The sequence below is a fragment of the Rhodovulum sp. DZ06 genome, assembly GCF_050586345.1.
Classification (GTDB): Bacteria; Pseudomonadota; Alphaproteobacteria; order Rhodobacterales; family Rhodobacteraceae; genus JBOCEF01.
In genome coordinates this window covers 72476-96702 of sequence record NZ_JBOCEF010000009.1, presented here as the reverse complement: position 1 = coordinate 96702, position 24227 = coordinate 72476, and the positions used below count along the sequence as shown (strand labels likewise).

Genomic DNA, 24227 nt, shown 5'->3' with positions numbered 1-24227 from the left:
GTTGCAGGCCGCGACGGACAGGGTTTCGCGAAGCCGCGGCGGCGGCGAACGCATGGCCGCCGCCGCCGCCCCTGCACGGGCCTTCAGGCGCCCCTTTCCGCCCTGAGCCGGTCCAGCGCCGCCGCCAGCGCGGCGGAATCGGCGCGGTCGAGCCGCGGGGCTTCGGTCCACAGCACGTGCGCCTCGAGCGCCCGGCCCGGCAGCAGTTCCTCCAGCGCCAGCCCATAGGCGGCGAGCTGGCGCAGGTAGGGCTCGGGCATCGGCGCATCTTCCGCGGGCGGCCGCCCGGTCTTCCAGTCGAGCAGCAGGATCCGGTCCGCCGTCACCGCCAGCCGGTCGATCCGCCCGACCAGCCGCCCCAGCCCCGGAAGCTGCGCCGACAGCCCCGCCTCGGCCAGCGAGTCCGGCCCGAGGAAAGGCGCCAGTTCGGGCAGGGCGAGGGCGCGCAGGGCTTCCCCGGCGCAGCCGCTCCGCAGGTCCTCGGGCACGCCCTGCCCGTCGCTGCGTAGGATCGCCGCGGCGCGGGCCGGGCGGTCCTCGGGCGGGGTCTCGGCCAGCCGCTCGACCAGCGTGTGCACCAGCAGGCCGCGGGCCAGGGCCACTTGCCGCTCATGCCCGCCCGGGCCATGCGCGTCGTCCCCGCCGAGCGCCGAGGCGGCGAGGCGCGGGGCCGGCTCGGGCGGCTGCTCGGGGCGCGCCCGGTCGGCGGCGATCTGCGCCGCGGGCAGGGGCGGGGCGAGCGCATCGGGGCGCGGCGCGGGCGCCGCATCGGCCACCGAGACCGGCGCCCAGCCGGGGGCGTAGCGCAGCACCGCGCCCGGCGCGGCCTCCTGCGACAGGGCCTGCGGAGGGGCCTCCTGCTCGGCCCCGAGCCGCTCCATCGCCGCGCGGGCCATGCCCCACCAGCTGTCGTCCAGCGCCTTGCCGTCCTTCCCGGGATCGCCGCCGCCGGCGATCAGCAGCCGGTTCTCGGCCCGGGTCAGCGCGACATAGAGGAGCCGGTCCCGCTCCTGCCGGTCGCGGTCCTCCAGCGCCTCCAGCGCCGCCTGCATCGCCGAGGGGCGGCGGTCCTTCTTCACGCTCCAGGCCGCGACGCGCCCGCCGCCGGGGGCCTCGAGGCCGATCACGTCCGGGGCGGCGCGGGCCTTGCGCGGGCCGGTGTCGGGCAGGATCACGAAGGGCGCCTCGAGGCCCTTGGCCCCGTGCACCGTCATCACCCGCACCTCGTCGGCGCCGCCGCCCTGCTCGCGCTTGACCTCCAGATCGTCCGAGGCGGTCAGCCAGGCGAGGAACCCCGCGAGGGTCGGCGTCTCGGCCCGCTCATAGGCCAGCGCCTGGGTCAGCAGCTCGTCGATGGCCTCCTCGCTCTCGACCCCGAGGCGGGCGAGCAGCGCCGCCCGGCCGCCATGGTCCACCAGCGCGCGGGACAGGATCTCGTGCGGGCGCTGGTAATCGGCCGAGGCGATGGCCTCCTCGATCATCGCCAGCGCGTCCGGCGCCGCTTCGGGCGTCCCGCGCAGGGCGTCGAACAGGCGGGCGGGGCGGGCATGGGCCAGCGCGAACAGGCCGTCCTCGGTCAGCCCGCCGAGGGGCGAGCGCAGCAGGGCGGCGAGCGACAGGTCGTCGCCCGGGTCCTGCGCCACCTTCAGCAGCGCCAGCAGGTCCTTGGTCGCCAGCTCGTTGGCGAGGACCATGCGGTCGGCGCCGGCCACGTCCACGCCGCGGCCCTTCAGCCCGCGGATCAGCCCCGGCGCCAGCCCGGCGCGCGAGCGCACGAGGATCATCACGTCGCGCGGCCGCATCGCCCGCCAGCCGCCGTTCTTGCGGTCGGGGATCGGCGCGCCTTCCTGGAGAAGGGCCGCGACATGCTCGGACACCGCCTCGGCCAGCCGCGCCTTCGGGGCGCGCGGGGCGGGGGCGTCCACGGGGTCGTCCCAGGGCGGCTCCTCGGCCTCGGGCTCCTTCTCGAGGAACGGCCAGAGCTCCACCAGCCCCGGGGCTGCGTGGTGGAAGGCGATGTGGTTTGGGTCCCGCCCCTCGGCGGACAGCCCGTCGGCGCGGCCGCGGAACACCTCGTCGGTCAGGGTCAGGATCGCGGGGGCGGAGCGGAAGGAATGCGCCAGCTCGCCCTTGTGCAGCGGGCGCGGGGCGCTTTCGAGCCGCGCGGCGAAGCGGGCGCGGCGGGCGCCGAATTCCTCGGGCGCGGCGCCCTGGAAGGAATAGATCGACTGCTTCTCATCCCCCACCACGAAGAGGGTGCGCGGCTGGGCGCCGTCCCGCGCGCCCTCGCCCGCCGTCAGCTCATCGGCGATGGCGGTGATGACGTCCCATTGCTCGGGCGCCGTGTCCTGCGCCTCGTCGATCAGGATGTGATCCACCCCGCCGTCGAGCTTGAACAGCGCCCAGGCGGCGGCCTCGGAGGTCGAGAGCAGCGCCCGCGCCCGGCCCACCAGGTCGGCGAAATCGAGCGCGGCGCGGGCCTCCTTCTCGGTCTCGTAGGCCGCAAGGAAGGCCGAGGCATAGGCCGAGAGGTCGCGCGCCTTGGCCAGGGTTTCGATGGCCCGCACCCGTTCATTCGCCGCCGCGGCGCTTTCGGCGGCGTCGAGATACATGTCGACGAGGACCGCATCCTCCTCGGCCTGCTTCTTGCCCAGCAGCCAGGCGGGGCCGTAGGGCTCCGCCCCGTCGGCCTTCAGCAGCGCCTTCGCCGCCGCCGCCACCGCGTCGCGGGGGCGCATCTCGTTGAACGCCGTCACCGCCTCGTGCAGCAGGGGGATCTTGTCGCGCGCGCGCTTGCCCAGGGCGGCGAAGCGTTCGGCCAGGTTCGCCATCCCGTCCGGGTCCAGCGCCGCGGCGGCCTCGTCCCAGAGCTGGTCCTCGGGCGCGTCGGGCAGATCGAACAGCGCCGCCGCATCGCCCGCCCCCTCGAACAGCGCCCGGTCCGACAGGATCGCGCCGTCGAGCTTGTCGAGCGTGTATTCCCCCGTCCGCCGCGCCGCCGCGTCGAAGGCGCCGTCCTCGCCCGCCTCGGCCGCCGCGGCCATCCGCTCGCGGATCGTGGCGCGCACCTGGGCGGCGGCGCGGTCGTCCAGCACCTCGAAGCGCGGGCTGATCCCGGCCTCGAGCGGGAAGCGCCGCAGCAGCTTTTCGCAGAAGGCGTGGATGGTCTGGATCTTCAGCCCCCCCGGCGTCTCCAGCGCCGAGGCGAACAGGCGCCGCGCCGCGTCCAGCACCGGGGCCGAGAGGTCGAGCGCGGTCTCCGAGCGCGACTGCAATTCCTTCGCCAGCTTCGCGTCATCCATCATCGCCCACTGGCCGAGCAGGGCGAACAGCCGCTCCTGCATCTCGGCGGCGGCGGCGCGGGTATAGGTCAGGCACAGGATCTTCTCGGGGCGGGCGCCCGCGAGCAGCAGCCGCGCCACCCGGTCGGTCAGCACCCGGGTCTTGCCCGAGCCCGCGTTGGCCGAGACCCAGGCCGAACCGACAGGGTCGGCGGCCTGCGCCTGCGCGCGGCTGGCGTCGGACATCTGCGGCATGGCGGCGGCCCCTTCGGGAGTCGTGTCGGTCATTCCTCGCCCTCCTGCCCGTCGGACCATTCCCCGAGGCGGGAGAGGTGGTCGTAATCGGACGCATAGCCCAGCCGCTTGGGCCGCAGCCGGGCGGGGTAGGGGGCGGCGCCCGAGTCGTAATGGGCGACCAGGGTCTTCAGCCGGTCCCATTCGCTCTCGAGCTGTTCGGGGTCCGAGGCCGCGCGGACCGCGGCGCCGCCCTTCTCGGGGTCGCCGGTCAGGCCCAGGTACACCGCCTCGGCGACCTCGCCCGGCCCCGCGGCCTTGAAGCCCCCCGCCCGCGCGATGGAAGCCGACAGCGTGAGCTGCTTGGCGAAGGCGGTCTGTTCGCTGGGCGAGGGGGGCTTGCCGGACTTGTAGTCATAAAGCCCCAGCCGCCCGTCGGCGCGCAGGTCGATCCGGTCGGCCCGCGCGGTCAGGGTGAAGGGGCCGTGCGGCGCGTGCAGGCGCCGCGCGCCGCGGGTCTCGGCGATGATCCGCGGGACGCCGTCGCGGCGGCGGCCGGCTTCCTCGGCGGCGAACCAGTCGGCGGTGCGCGCGAGGCGCATGGACCAGATCCGGGCGAGGGCGGCGTTGGGCGCGGTCTCGGGCAGAATGTCGTCGGCGGCGGACAGGAGGGCGGCGCGCAGGGCGGGGGCGTCGTCCCCGATCCCCGCGGCCAGCGCCGCGAACCGCTCCATCACCTTGTGCAGCGCGTCGCCCATGTCCCGCGCGTCCGGCGCGCGGCCGATCGGCTCCAGCGCCCGCAGGTTCAGCACGTAGCGCGCATAGACGGCGTAGGGATCGCGGATCAGCGTCTCGATGGCGGTCACCGGAAGCTCCCGCGGGCGGGCCTCGGCGGCGGGGGCCGGGGCGGGGCGGGGCTCGGCCGGGACCGGCGCGGCCCAGTCCAGCGCCCGCGCCCGGGCCAGCGCCGCATCGCCGCGGGCGCGCATGGCCTTCAGGGCGTCTTCGTCGACGCCGAGCAGCAGGTTCTCCAGCCGGATCAGCCAGCGCGAGGCGACGGCGGGCGAGCCCTCGGTCTTGCGCGCCCGGGTCATCACCGCGCGCGGGGCGTTGACGGCCAGCAGGAAGTCATGCGCGGCCAGCCCGATCCGCGTCTCGCGCTTGGGCAGGCCCAGCGCGTCGCGCGCGTCGCGGGTCAGCCAGGGATCGGCCTCGGGCGGGGCGGGCCAGACGCCCTCGTTCAGCCCGCCGAGGATGGCGAGGTCGGGGCGCACGGCGCGGGCCTCGAGCGTGCCGAGGATCATGATCCGGTCATGCGCCCGCTGCGCCTCGGCCCGCGCATTGCGCTCGGCGGCGAGGCCGGACCAGAGCGCGGCATAGGCGGCCATGGGGCGGCTGGGGGCGCCCGCGGTCTCGTCATGGGCGGGGGCGGCGGCGGCAAGCGCCTCCATGAAGGCGCGCGCGTCGGCGCCCGCCGCCTTGCGCCAGATCGGAAGGAGGTCCGCGTCTTCCTCGGCGGGGCGGTCCTCGGGGGCGTCGCCCTTCTCCAGCAGCGCGGGACCGTCGCCGAGCGGCCCGTCCGCGGCGGTTCCGGGCAGGGCGCCGGAGAGGGTCTCGGCCGCGCCCATGTGCAGGGCTGCGGCGGCGCCGAGGCCGGGGGGCGGGGCCGACAGGGGCGCCAGCGCCCCGCGCACGGCGTCCAGCCAGGTGCAGGCGGCGACGTGCTGGGCGCGGATGGCGGCGATGCGGTCGGCCTTGGCCTCCTCGGTCCAGCCGCGGCGGGCGGCGAGCTTCTCGGCCTTGCGCTCGGCCTCCGCCTCCATCGCGGGGGCGAGGCGGTCCCAGTCGACCTCGGCCCCGCCGCCGCGCAGGGCGGCGCGTTCCAGCAGGCGCAGCGCGCGCAGGTGGCCCGGCCGCCGGTCCCCGTCCCCGCCGACCAGCGGGTGGCGCAGGATGGCGAAGAGGCGCGGGGCCGTCATCGGCCGGCCCATGCCGTCGGCGATCAGCCCCAGCAGCAGACCCGGCGGGGTCAGCGTCAGCGGCATCCCCGCGCTGTCATCGGGCAGCACGCCCCAGCGGCGCAGCTCGGCCGTCACCCGGCGCGCAAGGTTGCGGTCGGGGGTGATGAGGGCGGCGGTCTTGTCCCCGCGCGCCGCCTCGGCCAGCAGCAGGGCGACGGTGGCGGCCTCCTCGCGCTCGTTGGCGGCTTCGACCAGCGCGAGGTCTTCTGTGGCGGGGATCGCCTCGGGGCGCAGGACCGGCGCCGCCTCGCGCCAGCGGTCGGTGACCGGGGCGGGGCGCATGGCCTCGGACACCAGGCGCAGGCGGGCGGCGCAGGGGGCGGCGGCGCCCTCCACCCAGGGGCGCACCGCGCCCGGGGCGACGCCGATGCGGGCCAGAAGGGCGTGGAGCGCGGCCTGCGGGTGCTCGGGCGGGCGCGTCGCGGGATCGGCCAGCGCGGCGGCGACGTCCGCGGGGCAGTCGGGGTCGAAGCCCGGCAGCACCACGGCCCCCATCGGCGCATGGGCGATGGCCGAGAGCGCGGCGGCGGTGGCGGGGGTGGAGCCGGTGGAGCCCGCCCCGACCAGCAGCCCCGCCGGGGGCATGGCCTGCAGCGCCGCGTGCAGCGCCTCGGCCCCCGCAAGGCGGCGGGCCTGCGGGTCCATCGCGCCTTCATCCTCAAGCCAGGCGGGCCAGTGGGCGGTCAGCACCTCGAGGAACCGGCGCGTCTGCGCCCAGTGGGCGGCGTGGTCGCCCATCTCGAGCGCGGCGAGGTCCTCGGCGCTGCGGGCCGAGCCCTGCAGGTCGTCCAGCAGCCGCGCGAGCGAGGTCGCCAGCGCGGGCGCGGCGGAGAGGGGGCCGAAATCCGGCGCGGCCTCGAGCAGCGCCTCGACCAGCCGGAGGAGCGCGAGGCGGCGGCGCAGCGGGTCGGCGCCGGGGGGCAGGTCGGGCGGGCAGGCGGTCTCGCCGATATTGGCGATCAGCTCGAACCGCGGCAGCCAGGTGGCGGAGGCGCGCGCCTCGAACGCCGCCTCGATGGCGCGGGCGGTGCGGCGGGCGTTGGCCACCACCGTGGCGCGGGGCAGGGCGAGGGGGCCGAGCGCCTCGGCCCGCGCGGCCAGCCCCTCGGCGAAGGCGGCGGGGAAATCCGCGCCGGGGGGGAGGTAGAAGACGGAGGGGCCTGCGCCGAACGGGTCGTCGAGAGGATCGCTCATGCCTCGTCCTCCCGGACCAGCCGGTCTGCTTCCTGCAGCCCCTCGGGCGTGCCGACATCCACCCAGCCGCCCGCGTGGACGCAGGCGAAGAGGCGCCCGCGGCCCAGCGCCCGGTCCCAGATGGCGTTGGCCGAGAAGCGTTCTTCCTCAAATTCCGCGATCAGGGCGGGAGAGAGGATCTGCGCGCCGGTATAGACGTAAGGGGCCTCTGGCCGGTCCCCGCGCCGCTCGGGGCGCATGTCGGCGGTCAGGAAGAAGTCGCCTGCGCGGGTGTAGGCGCGGGCGTTCTCCTTCGCCACCATCAGCAGCAGCGCGTCCATGCGGGTCTCGTCCCACGCTTCGGCCAGCACCGGCAGCGGCGCGGGCCCGGTCCAGAGCGCGTCGGAATTCATCACATAGACCGGCGCATCCCCCAGCAGCGGCAGCGCGCGGACAAGGCCGCCGCCGGTCTCCAAGAGCGCGTCGGTCTCGTCCGAGATGGTGACGGCGGGGGCCTTGCGCCCCGAAAGATGCGCGCGGATCTGCTCGGCGAAGTAATGCACGTTGACCACCGCCCGCGCGGCGCCGCCCTCGGCCGCCCGGTCGAGCGCGTGGTCGAGGAGCGGCCGCCCCGCCACCGGCAGCATCGGCTTGGGGCGGTCCGCCGTCAGCTCCCGCATCCGGGTCCCGAGGCCGGCGGCGAGGATCATCGCGGTGGAGGGCGCGTTCATGCCGGGACCCCGGTTCCGGCCCTGGCCTTGAGGGCTTCGCGCGCCTCGGCGTCCGGGGGCGGCAGGTGACGCATGACGAAGGCCCTCAGATCGGCCAGCGCGGGGTGCGAGAGGTCGCGGCCGAGGTGCCCCCAGACCCGCGGGATCAGGTCCACGTATTTCGGCTTGCCGTCGCGCAGGCAGAGGCGGGCGAAGATGCCGACGATCTTCAGGTTGCGCTGGGCGGCGAGCAGGGCGCATTGCGTGCCGAACGCCTCGCGCGCCGCCGCATCCATGCCGCGCGCGGCGCAGTACCGGTCGGTCATGGCGTCTCGCAGCGCCGCCGACGTGTCCCGCCGCGCGTCTTCGAGCAGGGACACGAGGTCATAGGCCGGGCGCCCCACCAGCATGTCCTGGTGGTCGATCAACCCGACGCGGGCATGGCCGGTGCGTTCGGGCAGCCAGATCAGGTTCTCGGCATGGTAGTCGCGCAGCACCAGCTGGTCCTCGCCCTCCGCCGCCGGGGCGAAGGCGGCGCGGCAGAGGGCCTCGTATTCCGCGGCCAGGTCGGTGGACAAGGCGGGCAGCCGCCAGTCCACCGCCAGCCGCGCCTCGCGCAGCAGAACGGACATGTCATAGGGGGCGAATGTCGCGCGGTCCTCGGGCGTCGGCGCACCGCTTTCATGCAGGTGGGCGAGCGCGTCGACGGCGGCCGCGTAGAGCGGCGTCTCGGCGGCGGGATCCGCCGCGCACACCCGGGCGAAAAGCGCGTCGCCGAGGTCCTCGACCAGCAGGAACCCCGCGCCCTCGTCCGCCGCCAGCACTTCGGGCGCGTTCAGCAAGCGGGCGCGCAGCGCGGCGGTGGAGGCGATATAGGGCCGCACGTCCTCGCCCGCGCCCGGATCGGCGTCCATCAGCACCGCGCGCCGGGCCCCGTCCGACAGGCGCAGATACTTGCGGGCCGAGGCGTCGCCCGCCAGCGGCGCGGCCTGTTCGGGCGCCCAGCCATGGGCCTCCAGCAGCGCGTCGCGGGCGGCGAGACGGTCGGCAGGGGAAAGGGTCATCTTGCGTCCTTCAATGGCGTCGGCGGCGGTCATGCGAGGGGCCCCGCGGCGGCCATCGCGGCCAGCGCCGCGTCCCAGCCGCCGCCATGGGCGCGGACCTCCAGCAGGCGGCCCTCGGCGCCGCCGGGGGCCCAGTCCAGCGACAGCTCCAGCCGCCGCGCCGGGGTGCAGGCGCCGAGCCGGTCGGGCCATTCCACGAAGCAGATCGCGTCCTCGAACGCGTCCTCGAGGCCCAGCTCGATCACCCCGTCCTCGCCGCCCAGCCGGTGCAGGTCGGCATGCCAGGTCTCGCCCCGCGGCGGGTCATAGACCTGCACCAGGGTGAAGGAGGGGGAGGGGATGTCCTCGTCCCCCCGCCCGTCCTCGTCCAGCAGCGCGCGGATGGCGGCGCGGGCGAGGGCGGATTTCCCGGCCCCGAGATCGCCCGAGAGCAGCACGGCGTCCCCCGGCGCCAGGGTGGCGGCGAGGGCGGCGCCGAGCCGGTCGGTCGCCTCGGCGTCGGGCAGGAGCAGGCGCAGGGTCGGCGGGGTCGGCGCGGGGGGCGGGGAGGAGGCGGTCATGGGGGCGGCGTTCGGTCCGTGGCGGGCGGCGGGAGATGCGCGCGCGGGCGCCCCATGGTGGTAGCGGCTCCGGGCCCGCGGCGGAAGGGGGCGGAGACGCGATGCGGTGCGGGTCGGCGGAGGAGGGGCGGCGCCGCCGTGCGTCCCGGGGGGCAGGGCCTGCGCGGGAAGGAGGCGCCGGGGCGCGGCCCTGCAAGGGGGCGGCGGATTGCGCCCGGGCGGCGGCGCAGGTGAAGGGCGCGGGCCGGGCCGCCCGTCCGCCGGATCCGACGGGGAGGGGGCGCCGGTGCGGCCTGCCCGCCTCGCGCCGCGTCCGCCCCGGGCCCGCCCCGGGGGGACGGCCCGCGCCTCAGTCCTCGGCGCCCTCCGCGGCCTCGGCGCCGCGGGCGGCGGGGGCGCGCAGCGGCAACGCGCAGATCACCTCGACCCGCCGCCCCTCGGGGCCGACGATCTCCTCCTGCCGCATCCGGCCGCCATGCAGCTCGGCCAGGCGGCGGGCGAGGGCGTGGGCCAGCCCGCGCCGCGACCGCTCCGCCGGCTCGGGGGTCGAACTCCAGAGCTCCACCGCCGCCGTGCCGTCCATCGCCTCGCCCGCGCGCACGCCGCCCAGCACCACCCCGCCGCGCGGGGTCCGGTGCAGCGCGTCGGCCACGAGGTTGGTCAGGATCTGGCGCAGCCGCGCCTCGTCCCCCGGCATCCGGTCGACGCCCGGCGCGATGTCGAGCGCCAGCGCCACGCCGCGCTCGGCCGCCGTCTCCTCCATCCGCTCGCGCACGAAATCGAGCGCGGCGACCAGGTCCACGTCCCCGTCATGCAGCGCCAGCGCGCCGGTCTGGGCGTTGGCGAGGTCGGACATCCCCTCGATCGCGTCGTGCAGCTCCTGCGCGCGGTTCAGGATGGCGGCCGCGCGCTCGCCCGCCTGGCCGGGCAGGGCGGCGTCGCGCAGGGCCTGGGCATGACCGCCGATGGCGTTGAGCGGCGTGCGGATGCGGCGCGAGGTCTGCTCGACCAGCGCGGTGCGCATCTCGTCCGCCGCCTCAAGGGCCTTGTTGCGTTCCTCGAGCGCGGCGGCGGCCTGCTCGGCGCCGGTGACGTCCGAGAAGGCGGTCAGGATGGCGCCGTCGGGCAGGGTGGCGATGCGGGCGCGCAGCACCCGCCCGTCGACCAGGTGGACCCGCTCGGACCAGGCGGTGCGGCGCGCGCCCTCGGCGGCGAAGGCGGCGAGGCGGGTCCAGATGTCGCCCTCCGGTTCGGTGCGCGGCACGATCACCGGCTCGTCCCGCCGGGGGGCGTCGGAGGCGGGGGCCGGGGCGGGGCCGGCGGTCTGCGGCTGGGTCCGGGGGCGCCCCGGCGGCGCGCGGCGCGCGGCGGCGCCCGCAGGCGGCGGGGGCGCGGCCTCGGCGGTCAGCGGGCGGCAGCGCCGGATCACCGCGCCCAGGGTCGCGGGCGCGCCCTGGCCGCCGGGCAGGAAGCCCCAGATCCGGGCGAAGGCGGGGTTGGCGAACTGCGCGCCGCCATCGGGCCCGAAGGCGGCCACCCCCTCTTCCAGCCGGTCGATCACGGCGCGGCGGATCTCCATCTCGGTGGCGAAGCGGCGCTCGAGCTGGGCGGTCTCGGACACGTCCTCGAACAGGAAGGCGAGCGAGCCCTGCGGGTGCGGGCGGGCCAGCACGCGGATGGTGACGTCGCCGGGCAGGTGCCACAGCTCGGCGTAATCCGCCGCGTCGGGGCTGTTGAAAAGCTCGGTCAGCTCGGCCCGCCAGGCGGTGAAATCGGCGCGGTCCGGCATCATCCGGTTCTCGCGCAGGCGCATCAGCACGTCGTCGAGCCGCGGGCGCCCGGCCAGCCAGGCGGGGTCGAGGCGCATCAGCTCGGCGAAGGCGGGGTTGAACAGCCCGAGGCGGCGCGAGTGGTCGAAGATCGCGAGGCCGATGCGCAGGTGGGCGAAGGTCTCGGTCAGCGTCTCGACGAAGCGGCGCAGGGCGCTTTCGGCGATGACGGTCGATCCGGCGTCGATGGCGAAGCCGATGCGCCCGCCATCGGCGGCGGCGATGCGCGACACCTCGTGCCAGCGGCGCTGTCCGCCCCCGGCCTGGAACAGCGCGACGCGGCCCTCGGGGCGCGGCTCGGACAGCGACAGCACGTGCGGCGCGCCGTCGTCATGGGCCGGGGGCGCGGCCTCCTCGGCCGCCACGGGCATCCCGAGGCGCGAGAGCGCGGCCCCGTAGGTCAGCGGCCGGGGCGGCCCGTCCTCGGGGCTGTCGGTGAAGGCGCGGTAGCTGGCATTGGCCCAGATCAACGTGCCCGCGGCGTCGCGCCGCCAGATCATCACCGGGGCGTTGTCCAGCGCCTCGAGCGCGGCGTCGAGCGCGCGGGACCGGGTGCGGGAATCCTCGGCCTCCTCCTGCAGCGACAGCAGCGCCGGGTCGGCGGGGATCAGCGACACCCAGGCCTCGCCCCCCTCGGGGCCGCCATGGGCGGACCAGAACGACCCGTCCGCCCCGCGCAGGAACAGCGAGAACGGGTCCCCGCCCCGCTCCAGCGCCGTCAGCGCGTCTTCGAGCGCGGCGCTGTCGGCGGGGAAGGCGCGGGCGAAGGCGGCGGCGGGGCAGGCCGGGTCGCGGGGCAGGTCATAGGCGGCCAGCGCGTCGGCGGCGGCGTCGGATGCGGGCGCCAGCGCGGGGCCCGGCGTCATCCGGAACAGGGCCGCCGCGCCGGGGCCGGCCGGTTGGGGCGCGCGCCCGGTTCCCCCGGCGTCGCCCGGGGCGCGGTCCGCGGCGGCGGCGCCGGGGCGCAGCGCCCCGCGCAGCAGGCGCAGGGCGGCGAGCGCGAGGGCGGCCCCGGCCGCGGCGGCCATCGCCATGGCCGGCGAGACCCCCGAGGGGGCGAGCGCGAGCGAGGCGATGAGCTGCGGGGCGTCCGACATGCTGTCTCCTCGGTTGAAGGACGGCGCCTCGGCCCGGGCTGGGTCGAGGCCTATCAACCTTGACGATAGCTTAATTAGCCGGTCCGAAAGTCGTCAATGGAGAGTGAACGCCGCGTCGCTAAATAATGAAGCGCATATTATGAAACGTCATTTTCATCCGCGCGCGCCGGGGGCGCCCCGGCGGCGCGCCCGGCGCGAAGGCTCAGATGTTGCTCAGCGAGAAGCGTTCGTTCTCCCGCAGGTTGTCCCGCTTGAGGTCCGAGGGCGGGGCCAGCGCGTCGCGGGGCCAGATCGCCTCGACCACCGCGCCGGTGGGGCGGGCGAACTCCCCCGCCTCGGGGGCGGCGGCGACGGCGCGGCCGGGGCCCGAGCCGTTGGCGAAGCTGACCCGGGCGCCGGTCCGCTCCAGCAGGGTCTTGGCGATGAACAGGCCGAGGCCCATCCCCTCGTAGCCCTTGCGCCCCTCGGGCTTCTGCGCGGGCGCGGCGGTCTTGCCGTCGCGGCGGCGCACGTAGGGATCGCCGAGCCGCCCGAGGATGTCGGCGCGATAGCCCGGCCCGTCATCGCCGACGGCGATCCGCAGCGCGCTGTCGGTCCAGCTGACATCGACCCAGACGGTGGTGGCGGCGAAGTCGACGGCGTTCTGCACCATGTTGCGCATCCCGTGGATCACCTCGGGCTGACGGACCACCACGGGCTGCTGGTCGCCGACCTCGGCCGCCGGGCGGCCCGCAAGGCGGATCACGATGCGCTTGCCGCGGTCCATGTGCGGCTCGGCGGCCTCTTCCACCAGCGCGGCCACGGGGGCGGTCTTGACGTGGCTGTCATCCTTCCCGCCGCGCGACAGCTCGCGCAGGATGTCCCGGCACCGCTCGGCCTGGGAGACGATCAGCTCCAGGTCCTCGCGCAGCTCGGGGCGGTCGGCGAGGTCATGGGTCAGCTCCTTGCTCACCAGCTTGATGGTGGCCAGCGGCGTGCCGAGCTCATGCGCCGCCGCCGCCGCCAGCCCGCCGATGGCGGTCAGCCGCTGCTCGCGGTTCAGCGCGTCCTGGGTGGCCGAGAGGGCCTGGGACATGGAGAAGATCTCGGCCGTCACCCGGCGCGCGTAACCGGCGAGGAACACGATCCCGATCAGCAGCGCCGCCCAGGTGCCCATGGTGATGAGCGGGGGCGGGGACACGACTTCGCCGTCGGCGAAGGTCAGGGGCACGTAGAAGAAGGCGAGCAGGGTGAATTCGACCATCGCGAAGACGCCGAGCAGCAGGGTGGAGCGCAGGGTGAGGGCGGTGGCCGAGATGATGACCGGCGCCAGCGCCAGCACCGCGAAGGGGTTGGTCAGCCCGCCGGTGAGGAACAGCAGCACCCCCAGCTGCGCGAGGTCGAACAGCAGCGTCAGCATGGTGTCGTTTTCCGACAGCCGCTTGTTCTCGGGGTGCACCGCATGGGCGACGACGTTGACGCAGACCGAGGTGGCGATGGCGCCGAAGCACAGGCCCACGGGCAGGTCGAGCCGCAGGATGTAATGGGCGGCGAGCACGGTCAGGGCCTGACCCCAGGCCGCGAGCCAGCGCAGGGTGACGAGGGTGCGCAGGCGCACCCAGTCGCCGCGGGCGGCGCCCATCAGCAGGGCGGAGGAGGTGTTCATGGGCGCGGCTCGCGTCGTGGCCTCGGGATGATGGCGTCATGGGTAGCACCCGGGCCGTTTGCGGGGAAGCGGGCCGGGGCGCGCAGGGGCGCGCAGGGGGGGGGCGGTCTGGGACGCGGCCCGGGCGCGAAGGCGGCGGAGATCGCGCCGGGGGGCGGCTGCGTTCGGGGGCGCAGGGCCCCGCTCTCGCGGCCGCGCCGCGCAGGCGGGCGGGACGCTGCGCGGCGGGCGGCGGGCCCGCGCGGCGGCGCGGCGGGGCGCAGGTCGGCGCCCGCAGGCCGTCCGCCCGCCGGGGCCGCGTGCCCGGGTTCTCCGCCCTGGCCGTCCGCGCGGGCCGTCCGCCTTGGCCGTCCGCCTTGGCCGCGCGCCGGGGCCGCGCGCCGGGGCCGTCCGACCTGGCCGCGCGCCGGGGCCGCGCGCCGGGGCCGTCCGACCTGGCCGTCCGCCTGGGGTCATCCGCCTGGGGCCATCCGCCCATCCCGCCCCGCTCACGCCCCCGCGATCCCGCCGCGGCGCGGCGTCGCCCCCCGCTCGCCTTTCGCGGCCCCGGGGCGTATCTCCTCCCCCGCGCAGCCTGTCCCTTGCAAGGAGGCCCCCATGGCCCGCACCGCCGCCATCATCGCCCTCGCCGCCGTCTCCGCCGGGCTCGGCGCCGCGGGCTGGTTCGCCCTCGCCCCCTCCGATGGCGAAGACCGCTTCGCCGAGTGCCGCGAGGTGAAGCTCGCCGCGGCCTCCGCCATCGGCGGGCCCTTCACGCTGACCTCCGAGACCGGCGCGCGGATGACCTCGGCCGAGCTGTTCGACCGCCCGACGCTCCTCTATTTCGGCTACACCTATTGCCCCGACGTCTGCCCGGTCGACACCGCGCGCAACGCCGAGGCGGTGGAGATCCTGGAGGAGCGCGGGGTGGAGCTGCGCCCCGCCTTCATCACCATCGACCCGCAGCGCGACGATGCGAAGATGGTCGGCGACTTCACCGCCAACCTGCACCCGAAGATGATCGGCCTGACGGGGACCGAGGAGGAGATCGCCAAGGTCGCGAAGGACTGGCGCGTCTACCGCGCGAAGGCGGGCGACGACCCCGAGGATTACCTGATGGACCACTCCACCTTCACCTATCTCGTCGCCCCGGGCGGGGACCTGCTGGAGGTGTTCCGGCGCGAACACTCGGCCGAGCAGATCGCCGACCGCGCCGCCTGCTTCATCGACAAGCTCTGAGTCCCCCCGCGGGGCGCCCCGGCGTCCCGTGCGAAACCCTTGAGCGCGCAGGGTTTCCACCGCGAAGCCCGGCCCGGCGGCCCCCGATGCGCTCTTTGCTTTTGACTCGAACGCGATAGGCTTTATTGTCGCGCGCACCGAACGGCCCAGGGGGAGACGAACAGATGAGCGAAGCCGCGCTTCGGGATATCGGCGAGGACAAGTCGCTGCTGGTCCTTGACGACGATGAACCGTTCCGCAGGCGCCTCGCCCGCGCCATGGAACGGCGCGGCTTCGAGGTCGAGGCGGCCGAGAGCGTGGCCGAGGGTCTCGCCATCGTGCGCCGCAAGCCGCCCTTCTACGCGGTGGTCGACCTGCGGCTCGAGGACGGCAACGGGCTCGACGTCGTGGAAGCGCTGCGCGAGGCCCGGCCCGAGAGCCGCATCGTGGTGCTGACCGGCTACGGCGCCATCGCCACCGCGGTGGCCGCGGTGAAGATCGGCGCGACCGATTACCTGTCGAAGCCCGCCGATGCGGACGACGTGGAAGCGGCGCTGCTGGCCAATGGCGACCAGAAGCCGCCGCCCCCGGAGAACCCGATGTCCGCCGACCGCGTGCGGTGGGAGCATATCCAGCGGGTGTTCGAGCTGTGCGACCGCAACGTCTCCGAGACCGCGCGCCGGCTGAACATGCACCGCCGGACCCTGCAGCGGATCCTGGCGAAGCGCTCGCCCCGCTGAGACGCCTCCGCGTGGCCCCGCGCCCCGCATCAGACGACATTTCGCGCGCGCCGGTCGACCGAACGGCGCGCGCTTGGCTTGCGGACGCCGCCGAATCGTGGCTGGCCGGGCGCATCACCAATGACGAACTCTACGTCGCGGACGTGCCGCGCAGCGCCGATCCCGCCGTCGCGGCCGTGCGCGGCGCGCTCTGGCTGACCTGGGACGATATGCGCGAACACCGCTGCAACTGCGATCCCGACACGCGCGCGGACATCGCCCGCTGGATCCTGTTCCTGCGCTCGGACCGGCCCTATGCGTGGCCGAGGGACCGGGTTCCGGGCGCGGACCCCGCCGGGCGGATCAGCCGCTTCGCCCGACTGCGCCGGGCGCTGTTTCTCGAGGACTGGCCGCTGACCGCCGACGAGGCCGCGGCGATCCTCGGGGGCCGGGATTACGCCGCCTGGCCCTTCACCAGCGCCGCCGAGGCGCGAAGGGCCGCCGAAGGGGCCGCCGAAACCGCTTCCCAGCAGCCGGATTCCGGCGCATGACTGGGCTTTGACCCTGCCCATGCCCGCCATGCCGCTCGACAACATCCTCGCCCTCGTGCTCGCCACCATCGCCCTCGCGGTGCTGCCGGGGCCGAACGTGGCGCTGACCGTGTCGCGCGCGGTGCGGTTCGGCTTCGTGGCGGGGCTGGCGACGGTGCTGGGGGTGATGGGCGGCGTCGCGGTGCAGATCGCCGCCGCGGCCTGGGGGCTGGCGGCGCTGGTCTCGGTCTATTCCGGGGCGCTGGTGGCGGTGAAATGGGCCGGGGCGGCCTGGCTGCTGTTCCTCGGCATCCGGGCCCTGCGCGCGGGGATCCGCGCGGCGAAGGCGCCGGAGGCCGCCCCGGCGCGCCCGGTCCCCTTCCTGCGCGCCGCCGCGGGGGCGATGGCGCTGGCGCTGGCCAACCCCAAGACGCTGCTTTTCGCGGCGGCCTTCCTGCCCCAGTTCGTCTCCTCGCCCGAGGCGGCGGCGACCGAGCTGCCGGTGCTGGCGGCCATCCATATCGCGGTGCTGGCCTCGGTCGATGTCGGCTGGGCCGCGCTGGGAAGCTTCGGCGGCGCGCGGCTGCGGCTCTCGGGAGCGACGGCCTGGGTGGACCGGATCTCGGGCGGGGCGATGATCCTCGCCGCCTTCGGCCTGGCCGCCGGCCGCGCGACGCGCTGAGCGCCCGGCCCCGCAAGGAACTGCGCCGCCGGTCGGGGCCCCGGCCGGCGGCGTTGCGTTTCTCCCGGGTACTTCTGTGCAGGCGCGGACGTGCAGGCGCGGCTGTGGAGGAGCTTCCGTCCGGGCGCGGCCGTGCAGGCGCGGCGTCACCCCTTGCGGCGCAGCAGCCCCAGCGCGCCGAGGCCCAGCAGCATCAGCGGCGCGGCGGCGGGCAGGGGCACGTCGGCGGCGGCCGACGCCTCGCGCACCAGCACGACGCCGACATTCCCGGCCCAGCCGACCGGTTCGTAATCGCGGTCATAGACGAAGGAGGTCGGGCCGCAATCGCCCTGCGAGACGCAGAAATAGGAATGCGCCCCGTCGATCCCCGCCGGGTCCGCGAAGGCCCCGAGGGCGTAGTAATTCGTACCCGGCGTCGGGGTGGTGTTGCCCAGCGCGTCGATGAAGGCGGCGGCCTGAACGGAGGTCGGGAAGATCTCCTGCACCGCGCCGGGGCTCTGGGCATAGGCGAAGCCGAAGGCGTCCATCAGCTCGGCCACCTGCGCCGCGTCGGCCAGCGTGAAGCCGGCCCCGCCATGGGCGGCGAGCGACGCCGCCACCCCGATCCCCTGCGTCAGGGTCAGGTCGAGGAACTCCATCGCCGTGCCGCCGATCTCCACGACCGTGAGGTCGCCGGGCGACAGGTAGGCCGCCTCGCCCAGCAGCGTCGCGGCGGGGGCGAGGCCGGGGAACAGCAGGCAGGCGGCGGCGAAGGCGGCGGTGCGGGCGGGTCGAATGAACATGGGGCGCTCCCGTCGGGCTGAAATGCGTTGCACGAATGCGTTGCACGAATCTGCAACCCGATCCTGCCATGGGTGTCCAAAACCTGACGTGAACCCCCGGTCCTGCACCCTGCGCCGCCCCCGCGCGGGCGGGCATGAAAACGCCGCCGGTCGGGGCCCGACCGGCGGCGTTCCGTTTCTCGGGCGCCCAGGCGCGGCGGATCACGCCTTGCGGCGCATCAGCCCCATCGCGCCGAGGCCGAGCAGCAGCAGCGGCGCCGCGGCGGGCAGGGGCACGTCGCTCGCCGTGCCGCCGGTCTCGCCCGCGGTCTCGGAGCCGAAGGTGATGTTGTCGAAGGCGATCTGGTCGACGGTGCCGCCGAAATCCACCGATTTCGCGACGCCGGTGAAGCTGACGCCCACGGAGACGAACGGGCTGAAGCTGCCGTTCGGGTCGCCGCCATCCGAGGCGGTGACCGGCAGGGTCAGCGTGGTCAGCACGTTGCCGGTGGCGCCGAGGTCGTCATAGACCACGACCGAGCCGGGATTGTTGACCGCCGAGTAGTAGAACGAGAACCCGGTGTCGAAGCCCGCGGCCACGTCCATCACCGCGGTGCCGGTCAGAAAGAACAGCACCGTGTCCGGCGTCGGCTCGCCGCCGAAATTGCCGGTTCCGCCCGCGTCGGAATCGATGATCGCGAGGGCGTTGGAGGAGAAGGACACGCCGAAATCGTCGCCGCCGGTGGAGCCGTCGCCGCCGGTCCCGCCATTGTAGAACTCGCCGACCGACTCGTTGTTGGCGAGCCCCTCGAAGTCGAGGGTGAAGATCGCGGCCTGGGCCGCGGACGCACTGAAGACCAGGCCGGCGGCGAGCGCGCCGGCTTTGAGGAAGATGCTCATGGAGTCCCCCGGAGGAATAGGTTCAGATTAAAATTACGCGGGCCGGACGCGCGAGGGCGCCCGGCGTCCATTCGGAAGTTCACGCGGCTTTAAGGTATGCACGAATCCGCCGGTTTTTCAAACTTTACGACACCGTTGAATCGTGGCGGACCCCCTTATCCCCGCCGCCGCCGCCATTGACACCCGCCCCCCGCGCGCGTATCTCCCCCTCCAATTCCCGGAGAGTCCCCGACCCTCCGGTCTTCGCCATGGCGAAGATCGCCCCCGGTCAGCGCGTCGCGCCCGCCGGGGCCGCAGTGCTTTGACCCGCGCGCCCGCGCCGCCCGACAGCAAAGGAGGGCCGACATGTTCGAGAGCCTTTCCGACCGCCTCTCCGGCGTCTTTGAAAAGCTGACCAAGGCCGGCGCCCTCTCCGAGGACGACGTCAAATCCGCCCTGCGCGAGGTCCGCGTGGCGCTGCTCGAGGCCGACGTCTCGCTCCCGGTGGCGCGCGATTTCGTCAAGCGCGTGCAGGACAAGGCCACCGGCCAGGCCGTGACCCGCTCGGTCACCCCCGGCCAGCAGGTGGTCAAGATCGTCCATGACGAGCTGGTCGCGACCCTCGCGGGCGACGGCTCGGAGATCGGCAAGCTGCGCGTCGACAGCCCGCCCGCGCCGATCCTGATGGCGGGCCTTCAGGGCTCGGGCAAGACGACGACGACCGCCAAGCTGGCCAAGCGGCTGAAGGAAAAGGACCGCAAGAAGGTCCTGATGGCCTCGCTCGACGTGCGCCGCCCGGCGGCGATGGAGCAGCTCGCGGTGCTCGGCCGCCAGATCGGCGTCGACACGCTGCCGATCATCCCCGGCCAGGACCCGGTGGCCATCGCCAAGCGCGCCAAGCAGCAGGCGACGCTGGGCGGCTACGACGTCTACATGCTCGACACCGCCGGCCGCCTTCACATCGATGAAGAGCTGATGGCCGAGGTCGAGGCCGTCCGCGACGTGGCCAACCCGCACGAGATCCTTCTCGTGGTCGACGGCCTGACCGGCCAGGACGCGGTGAACGTCGCCAAGGAATTCGACAGCCGCCTCGCCGTCACCGGCGTGGTGCTGACCCGCATGGACGGCGACGGCCGCGGCGGCGCGGCCCTGTCGATGCGCGCGGTCACCGGCAAGCCGATCAAGTTCGTGGGTCTCGGCGAGAAGATGGACGCGCTGGAGGAATTCCACGCGGACCGGATCGCGGGCCGGATCCTCGGGATGGGCGACATCGTCGCGCTCGTGGAAAAGGCGCAGGAGACGATCGAGGCCGAAGAGGCCGAGCGCATGATGAAGCGGTTCCGCAAGGGCCGTTTCGACATGAACGACCTGCAGTCCCAGCTTGAGCAGATGCTGAAGATGGGCGGCATGGGCGGGCTGATGTCCATGATGCCGGGCATGGGCAAGATGGCCCGGCAGATGGAAGAAGCCGGGATGGACGACAAGGTGATCAAGCGCCAGATCGCGATCATCCAGTCCATGACGAAGGAAGAGCGCAAGAACCCCGACCTGATGAAGGCCAGCCGCAAGAAGCGCGTCGCCGCGGGCTGCGGCATGGACGTGGCCGACGTCAACAAGCTTCTGAAGATGCACCGCCAGATGGCGGACATGATGAAGAAGATGGGCAAGATGGGGACCAAGGGCCTGATGCGCGGCGGCCTGGGCGCCCTGTTCGGCAAAGGTGGAATGGGCGGCGGCGGCATGCCGGGCGGGATGCCCCCGGGCATGGACGCGGCGGCGATGCAGGAGGCGGCCAAGGCCGCCAAGGCCGCTGGCGCCGGCAAGGGCGGCCTGCCCGGCGGGCTTCCCGGTGGATTGGGCGGCATGCCCGGCGGCGGGCTTCCGGGCCTCGGCGGGGGGCTGCCCGGCGGCCTCTCCGGCCTTGGCAAGAAGAAGTGAGCGCGCCCGTGACCGACAAGGCCGTGACCGACAACAGCGCGACCGAGACGCCCGTGACCGACGAGCAGCGCGCCCGCGAGATCCTCGCCGAGCTGCGCGACGACATCGACAATCTCGACGCCGTGCTGGTCTACACCCTGGCGCAGCGTTTCAAGGCCACCCAGGCGGTGGGCAAGCTGAAGGCCGCCCACGACCTGCCGCCCTCGGACCCGGCGCGCGAGGAGCGCCAGATCGCCCGCCTGCACCGGCTGTGCGAGGACAGCGGCCTCGACCCCGAATTCGCGAAGAAATTCCTGAACTTCATCATCCAGGAAGTCATTCGCCACCACGAACGCCTGCAGGCCTGACGGCCGCGCAGACCAGCCCCCGGCCCCCGGGGGCGACCCGAAGACCGAACGTACATCCGCCGGGGATCCGCTCCGCGTACCGGCACAAGAAAAAAGCCAAGGCAAAGGAACCAGATCCATGGCCATCAAGATTCGTCTCGCCCGCGGCGGCTCCAAGAAGCGCCCCTTCTACCGCATCGTCGCCGCCGACAGCCGCAAGCCGCGCGACGGCCGCTTCATCGAGAAGCTGGGCACCTACAATCCGCTCCTGCCCAAGGATTCCGAAGAGCGCGTGCAGCTCGACTTCGACAAGGTCCAGGCCTGGCTTGAGAAGGGCGCCCAGCCCACCGACCGCGTCGCGCGCTTCCTGGAAGCCGCCGGCAAGCTCGAGAAGAAAGAGCGCGCCAACCTGAAGAAGGGCGAGCCGGGCGACGCCGCCAAGCAGCGCGCCCAGGAGAAGGCCGACAAGGCCGCCGCCGCCGCCGAGGCCGCCGCGGCCGGCGACGAGGCTGCGTCCGAGGAAGCCGCCGCCGAGTGATCGGCGCGGGTGCGTGCGGCCCCCTCGGGGGACCCGCGCGACGTCGGGGCCCGGCGCGCCCATCGTGGCGGCGCGCCGCCCCGGCGACCCTTTTCCGCCCCTTCGGGGGCGGCGCAGGCTCTTCCCCGATCCGGGGAGGGGCCTTTGCTTTTCACAGGGGGCGGGCAGGCGGAGGCCGACCGCCCCGGCGCCCTGACGAGGTGACCCCATGAGCGAGCAGGACGAGGGCCGGATCTGCGTCGGCGCCATCGCGGGCGCGTTCGGCGTGCGCGGCGAAGTGCGGCTGAAATCCTTCTGCGCCGACCCGCGGGACATCGCCGCCTACTCCCCCCTGACGGATGAGGGCGGGACCCGCAGCTTCGAGGTCACGCTGACCCGACCGATGAAGGGCGGCTTCGGCGCCCGCCTCTCGGGCGTGCCGACGCGCGAGGACGCCGAGGCGCTGAAGGGCGTGCGTCTGTACGCGCGCCGCGACCAGCTGCCCAGCCTGCCGGATGACGAGTTCTACCACGCCGATCTCGTGGGCCTCTCGGTGCTCGACGCCGGCGGCGCGCCGCTCGGCAAGGTGCTGGCGGTGCATGATTTCGGCGCCGGAGACCTGCTCGAGGTCCGCGCCCCCGGCCGCAGCCAGACGGTGATGCTGCCCTTCACGAAAGAGGCGGTCCCGACCGTCGACCTCGCCGCCGGGCGGATCATCGCCGACCCGCCCGCGGGCCTGTTCGATGACGGCAAGGACGAGGACGGCGACGCCGCCGAGGGGGACGAGGCGTGAGCGGGTCCGGGGACGACGACGCGCACGAAGGCAAGCCGGGGCAAGACAAGCCGGGCCAAGACAAGCCGGGGCAGGGCGCCCCTGCCGCCGGGCCCGCCCCGAAGGGCGAGCGGATGCGCTTCGGCGTCTACGAGGGCGACGCGACCCTCGAAGGCGTCGAGGAAACCCCCGGCGCCCCGGGCCAGGGCCTCCAGCGCGCCTCGGATGATGGCGAACACCTGCGCCGCAAGACCCCGACGCGCGCCCTCGGGATGAAGCGCGTGGTGGTCTCGGCCACGCCCCGCGCCCTCGACGAGGCGCCGCGGGCCGCGGGCTTCACAGCCCGCGTGCTGACCATCTTCCCCGACATGTTCCCCGGCCCCCTCGGCGGCTCGCTGACCGGGACGGCGATGAAGAACGGGCTGTGGTCGCTCGAGCCCATCGACATCCGCGGCTTCGCCCGGGACAGGCACCGCTCGGTCGACGGCCCGCCCGCGGGCGGCGGCCCGGGTCTGGTGATGAAGCCCGAGGTGCTCGACCGCGCGCTGCGCTTCGCCGGGCGCGGGACGCCGCAGGACCGGGCGAAATGGCCGGTCCTCTACCTCTCGCCCCGCGGCAAGCGCTTCGACCAGGCCATGGCCCGCCGCCTTGCCGGGGCCGAGGGGCTGACGCTTCTGTGCGGCCGGTTCGAGGGCGTGGACGAGCGCGTGCTCGAGGCGCACGCGGTCGAGGAGGTCTCCCTGGGGGATTTCGTGCTTACGGGCGGAGAAATCGCCGCTATGGCCTTGCTGGATGCGACCGTGCGCCTTATACCGCGCGTGCTCGGCAACCCCGAGTCGCTTGAGGACGAGTCGCATTCGTCCGGCCTTCTCGAGCATCCGCAATACACCAAGCCCGCGGTCTGGGACGGGCGCGCGATACCGGAGGTGCTTCTCTCCGGCCATCACGCCCGCATCGCCGAATGGCGGCGAAGCCAGGCCGAGGGTTTGACCAAGGAACGACGTCCCGATCTCTGGCGGGCGCATGTCGCGAAACAGGGCGGCATCGCGGACCCGGTCGAAGCCGCAGAGCCCTCGGACGCGCAGATCACCGCCGGACAAGGCGGGAACAAGGACGACTGATATGAACATCATCCAGCAGCTCGAAGCCGAGCAGGTCGCGGCCCTGGGCAAGGACATCCCGGACTTCGCCCCCGGCGACACCGTGCGCGTCGGCTACAAGGTGACCGAGGGCTCGCGCTCGCGCGTCCAGAACTTCGAAGGCGTCTGCATCGCCCGCCAGGGCGGCTCGGGCATCGCCGCCTCCTTCACCGTGCGCAAGATCTCGTTCGGCGAAGGCGTGGAGCGCGTGTTCCCGCTGCACTCGCCGAACATCGACGCCATCACCGTGGTGCGCCGCGGCAAGGTGCGCCGCGCGAAGCTGTACTACCTGCGCACGCGCCGCGGCAAATCGGCCCGTATCGCCGAGAAGACCAACTACAAGCCGAAGAAGACCGCCTGAGGCGGCCGCGCCCGGCAACCGGGCGCCGCGCTGGAACAGCGCGAGGGACGGTGAGATGGACGGCCTCCGGGGGGAACTCCGGGGGCCGTTTTCGTGTGCGCTAGAGCTCGCGCATCTCGGGGATCGCGTGGAAGGGGGAGACCGGCGCCGCCCCGGGGATCAGCGTCGCCACGTGGCGCAGCCCGCGCCCGGAGCGCAGCGAGACCACCTGGCCCGTCCACGCCCCGTCCGCGGCGGGAACGGACGTGCCGCGCGCCACGTCCTCGGCCGCGCCGAAGAAGATCCGGCCGACGGTCATGTTCAGCCGGAAGGGCGGCGTCGCCTCCACCACCAGCTTGTACTCCCCGGGCTTGAGGAACGGCGCCTCCGCCTCCGCCAGCCGCAGGGCGCAGGAATACCGCCCGTCGGCGCCGGTCGAGAACAGGAAGAAGCGCCCTGCATTCATCCCCGCCACCGCCACCGGCTGGTCCCCGAACAGCTCCGGCAGCGGCCCGCAGGCGATGGCGAGGCAGGCCGTGTCGGTCCCCACCCCCTTGGCCCGCGGCGCCGCGATCAGCGGCAGCTCCGACAGGCCCGCCAGCTCCATCCGCCGTTTCGCCAGTTTCGTGATCGAGGCGTTGGGGTTGTACACCCCGCGGCTGGCGGCATGGGCGGCGCGCAGGGCGGCGATGGCGGCGTCGAGCGGCCCGGCCTCGAGCGTCCCTGCCGCCCGCACCGCGTCCTGCCCCAGCCCGATGGCCCGGCGGCGGAGCTTCATGCGCGCGCGCGGGTCCTCCTCGGCCGCGATGGCGG

The 24227-nt window shown here is 74.6% G+C and carries 20 protein-coding genes; 10 read left to right on the top strand and 10 right to left on the bottom strand.

From position 1 onward, the window contains the following. Nucleotides 1-83 precede the first annotated feature (83 nt). The 7 genes from addA to regB all read right to left on the bottom strand — a co-directional run bounded on the left by addA (nucleotide 84) and on the right by regB (nucleotide 13614). Nucleotides 84-3569 carry a double-strand break repair helicase AddA gene (gene addA / locus ACQ5SO_RS06480; protein WP_430940768.1) on the bottom strand — a complete coding sequence of 1162 codons (3486 nt, stop codon included), beginning with the start codon at nucleotides 3567-3569 and terminating at the stop codon, nucleotides 84-86. Further along, a complete protein-coding gene (addB, locus tag ACQ5SO_RS06475; protein ID WP_430940767.1) occupies nucleotides 3566-6730 on the bottom strand; it encodes a double-strand break repair protein AddB in 3165 nt (1054 codons plus the stop codon). The genes addA and addB overlap by 4 nt, the downstream gene beginning before the upstream one ends. Further along, nucleotides 6727-7440, bottom strand: coding sequence for a nucleotidyltransferase family protein (locus ACQ5SO_RS06470; protein WP_430940766.1), 714 nt, complete (start codon nucleotides 7438-7440; stop codon nucleotides 6727-6729). Before ACQ5SO_RS06470 ends, addB begins: the two co-directional genes overlap by 4 nt. Beyond that, nucleotides 7437-8483: an aminoglycoside phosphotransferase family protein gene (locus tag ACQ5SO_RS06465; RefSeq protein ID WP_430940765.1), complete on the bottom strand. Its 1047-nt coding sequence runs from the start codon at nucleotides 8481-8483 to the stop codon at nucleotides 7437-7439. Before ACQ5SO_RS06465 ends, ACQ5SO_RS06470 begins: the two co-directional genes overlap by 4 nt. Before the next feature lie 29 nt (nucleotides 8484-8512). Continuing rightward, nucleotides 8513-9043 carry a tRNA (adenosine(37)-N6)-threonylcarbamoyltransferase complex ATPase subunit type 1 TsaE gene (gene tsaE, locus ACQ5SO_RS06460; RefSeq protein WP_430940764.1) on the bottom strand — a complete coding sequence of 177 codons (531 nt, stop codon included), beginning with the start codon at nucleotides 9041-9043 and terminating at the stop codon, nucleotides 8513-8515. Between the two features lie 349 nt (nucleotides 9044-9392). Beyond that, nucleotides 9393-11969: a PAS-domain containing protein gene (locus tag ACQ5SO_RS06455; RefSeq protein ID WP_430940763.1), complete on the bottom strand. Its 2577-nt coding sequence runs from the start codon at nucleotides 11967-11969 to the stop codon at nucleotides 9393-9395. A 202-nt stretch (nucleotides 11970-12171) separates the two neighbouring features. Beyond that, nucleotides 12172-13614, bottom strand: coding sequence for a sensor histidine kinase RegB (gene regB, locus ACQ5SO_RS06450; protein ID WP_430940762.1), 1443 nt, complete (start codon nucleotides 13612-13614; stop codon nucleotides 12172-12174). A 597-nt stretch (nucleotides 13615-14211) separates the two neighbouring features. Here regB and ACQ5SO_RS06445 point away from each other — a divergent pair. From ACQ5SO_RS06445 to ACQ5SO_RS06430, 4 genes are all read left to right on the top strand, one after another. Continuing rightward, complete coding sequence (locus ACQ5SO_RS06445; protein ID WP_430940761.1) at nucleotides 14212-14832, top strand: SCO family protein; 621 nt, start codon at nucleotides 14212-14214, stop codon at nucleotides 14830-14832. Between the two features lie 164 nt (nucleotides 14833-14996). Next, nucleotides 14997-15551: an ActR/PrrA/RegA family redox response regulator transcription factor gene (locus ACQ5SO_RS06440; RefSeq protein ID WP_430940760.1), complete on the top strand. Its 555-nt coding sequence runs from the start codon at nucleotides 14997-14999 to the stop codon at nucleotides 15549-15551. An 11-nt stretch (nucleotides 15552-15562) separates the two neighbouring features. Beyond that, nucleotides 15563-16081: a hypothetical protein gene (locus ACQ5SO_RS06435; RefSeq protein WP_430940759.1), complete on the top strand. Its 519-nt coding sequence runs from the start codon at nucleotides 15563-15565 to the stop codon at nucleotides 16079-16081. Nucleotides 16082-16088: 7 nt separating this feature from the next. Then, nucleotides 16089-16742 (top strand): LysE family translocator, encoded by a 654-nt coding sequence (locus tag ACQ5SO_RS06430; protein WP_430940758.1) that lies wholly within the window; start codon nucleotides 16089-16091, stop codon nucleotides 16740-16742. Nucleotides 16743-16888: 146 nt separating this feature from the next. Here ACQ5SO_RS06430 and ACQ5SO_RS06425 read toward each other — a convergent pair whose 3' ends face one another. Together ACQ5SO_RS06425 and ACQ5SO_RS06420 are read right to left on the bottom strand one after the other, a co-directional pair. Next, entirely contained in the window at nucleotides 16889-17524 is a 636-nt protein-coding gene (locus ACQ5SO_RS06425) for a VPLPA-CTERM sorting domain-containing protein (RefSeq protein ID WP_430940757.1), read from the bottom strand. Between the two features lie 201 nt (nucleotides 17525-17725). Continuing rightward, the gene (locus ACQ5SO_RS06420) at nucleotides 17726-18403 is read right to left on the bottom strand and encodes a VPLPA-CTERM sorting domain-containing protein (protein ID WP_430940756.1); all 678 of its coding nucleotides are present in this window, start codon (nucleotides 18401-18403) and stop codon (nucleotides 17726-17728) included. Between the two features lie 345 nt (nucleotides 18404-18748). Here ACQ5SO_RS06420 and ffh point away from each other — a divergent pair, with 345 nt between their 5' ends. From ffh to rplS, 6 genes are all read left to right on the top strand, one after another. Next, nucleotides 18749-20320, top strand: a complete 1572-nt coding sequence (gene ffh / locus ACQ5SO_RS06415; protein WP_430940755.1) for a signal recognition particle protein — start codon at nucleotides 18749-18751, stop codon at nucleotides 20318-20320. Between the two features lie 53 nt (nucleotides 20321-20373). Further along, nucleotides 20374-20667: a chorismate mutase gene (locus tag ACQ5SO_RS06410; RefSeq protein WP_430940789.1), complete on the top strand. Its 294-nt coding sequence runs from the start codon at nucleotides 20374-20376 to the stop codon at nucleotides 20665-20667. Between the two features lie 118 nt (nucleotides 20668-20785). Further along, a complete protein-coding gene (gene rpsP, locus ACQ5SO_RS06405; protein ID WP_430940754.1) occupies nucleotides 20786-21184 on the top strand; it encodes a 30S ribosomal protein S16 in 399 nt (132 codons plus the stop codon). Nucleotides 21185-21392: 208 nt separating this feature from the next. Next, a complete protein-coding gene (rimM, locus tag ACQ5SO_RS06400) occupies nucleotides 21393-21956 on the top strand; it encodes a ribosome maturation factor RimM (protein WP_430940753.1) in 564 nt (187 codons plus the stop codon). A 251-nt stretch (nucleotides 21957-22207) separates the two neighbouring features. Further along, nucleotides 22208-23056, top strand: a complete 849-nt coding sequence (gene trmD, locus ACQ5SO_RS06395) for a tRNA (guanosine(37)-N1)-methyltransferase TrmD (protein ID WP_430940788.1) — start codon at nucleotides 22208-22210, stop codon at nucleotides 23054-23056. Nucleotide 23057: 1 nt separating this feature from the next. Continuing rightward, nucleotides 23058-23435 (top strand): 50S ribosomal protein L19, encoded by a 378-nt coding sequence (rplS, locus tag ACQ5SO_RS06390; protein WP_430940752.1) that lies wholly within the window; start codon nucleotides 23058-23060, stop codon nucleotides 23433-23435. Nucleotides 23436-23535: 100 nt separating this feature from the next. Here the strand turns inward: rplS and ACQ5SO_RS06385 are convergent, their stop codons facing one another. Continuing rightward, on the bottom strand, nucleotides 23536-24192 hold the full coding sequence (locus tag ACQ5SO_RS06385; RefSeq protein WP_430940751.1) for a hypothetical protein: 657 nt from the start codon (nucleotides 24190-24192) through the stop codon (nucleotides 23536-23538). Nucleotides 24193-24227: the final 35 nt, after the last annotated feature.

Excerpts from the sequence above, each read along its gene's own strand:
- ACQ5SO_RS06440 (WP_430940760.1), top strand. The coding sequence starts at position 14,997 with ATGAGCGAAGCCGCGCTTCGGGATATCGGCGAGGACAAGTCGCTGCTG.
- ACQ5SO_RS06465 (WP_430940765.1), bottom strand. The coding sequence starts at position 8,483 with ATGACCCTTTCCCCTGCCGACCGTCTCGCCGCCCGCGACGCGCTGCTG.
- rpsP (WP_430940754.1), top strand. The coding sequence starts at position 20,786 with ATGGCCATCAAGATTCGTCTCGCCCGCGGCGGCTCCAAGAAGCGCCCC.
- addB (WP_430940767.1), bottom strand. The coding sequence starts at position 6,730 with ATGAGCGATCCTCTCGACGACCCGTTCGGCGCAGGCCCCTCCGTCTTC.
- ACQ5SO_RS06455 (WP_430940763.1), bottom strand. The coding sequence starts at position 11,969 with ATGTCGGACGCCCCGCAGCTCATCGCCTCGCTCGCGCTCGCCCCCTCG.
- tsaE (WP_430940764.1), bottom strand. The coding sequence starts at position 9,043 with ATGACCGCCTCCTCCCCGCCCCCCGCGCCGACCCCGCCGACCCTGCGC.
- ffh (WP_430940755.1), top strand. The coding sequence starts at position 18,749 with ATGTTCGAGAGCCTTTCCGACCGCCTCTCCGGCGTCTTTGAAAAGCTG.
- ACQ5SO_RS06425 (WP_430940757.1), bottom strand. The coding sequence starts at position 17,524 with ATGTTCATTCGACCCGCCCGCACCGCCGCCTTCGCCGCCGCCTGCCTG.
- rimM (WP_430940753.1), top strand. The coding sequence starts at position 21,393 with ATGAGCGAGCAGGACGAGGGCCGGATCTGCGTCGGCGCCATCGCGGGC.
- ACQ5SO_RS06445 (WP_430940761.1), top strand. The coding sequence starts at position 14,212 with ATGGCCCGCACCGCCGCCATCATCGCCCTCGCCGCCGTCTCCGCCGGG.
- ACQ5SO_RS06470 (WP_430940766.1), bottom strand. The coding sequence starts at position 7,440 with ATGAACGCGCCCTCCACCGCGATGATCCTCGCCGCCGGCCTCGGGACC.
- regB (WP_430940762.1), bottom strand. The coding sequence starts at position 13,614 with ATGAACACCTCCTCCGCCCTGCTGATGGGCGCCGCCCGCGGCGACTGG.
- addA (WP_430940768.1), bottom strand. The coding sequence starts at position 3,569 with ATGACCGACACGACTCCCGAAGGGGCCGCCGCCATGCCGCAGATGTCC.
- rplS (WP_430940752.1), top strand. The coding sequence starts at position 23,058 with ATGAACATCATCCAGCAGCTCGAAGCCGAGCAGGTCGCGGCCCTGGGC.
- ACQ5SO_RS06385 (WP_430940751.1), bottom strand. The coding sequence starts at position 24,192 with ATGAAGCTCCGCCGCCGGGCCATCGGGCTGGGGCAGGACGCGGTGCGG.
- ACQ5SO_RS06420 (WP_430940756.1), bottom strand. The coding sequence starts at position 18,403 with ATGAGCATCTTCCTCAAAGCCGGCGCGCTCGCCGCCGGCCTGGTCTTC.
- trmD (WP_430940788.1), top strand. The coding sequence starts at position 22,208 with ATGAAGCGCGTGGTGGTCTCGGCCACGCCCCGCGCCCTCGACGAGGCG.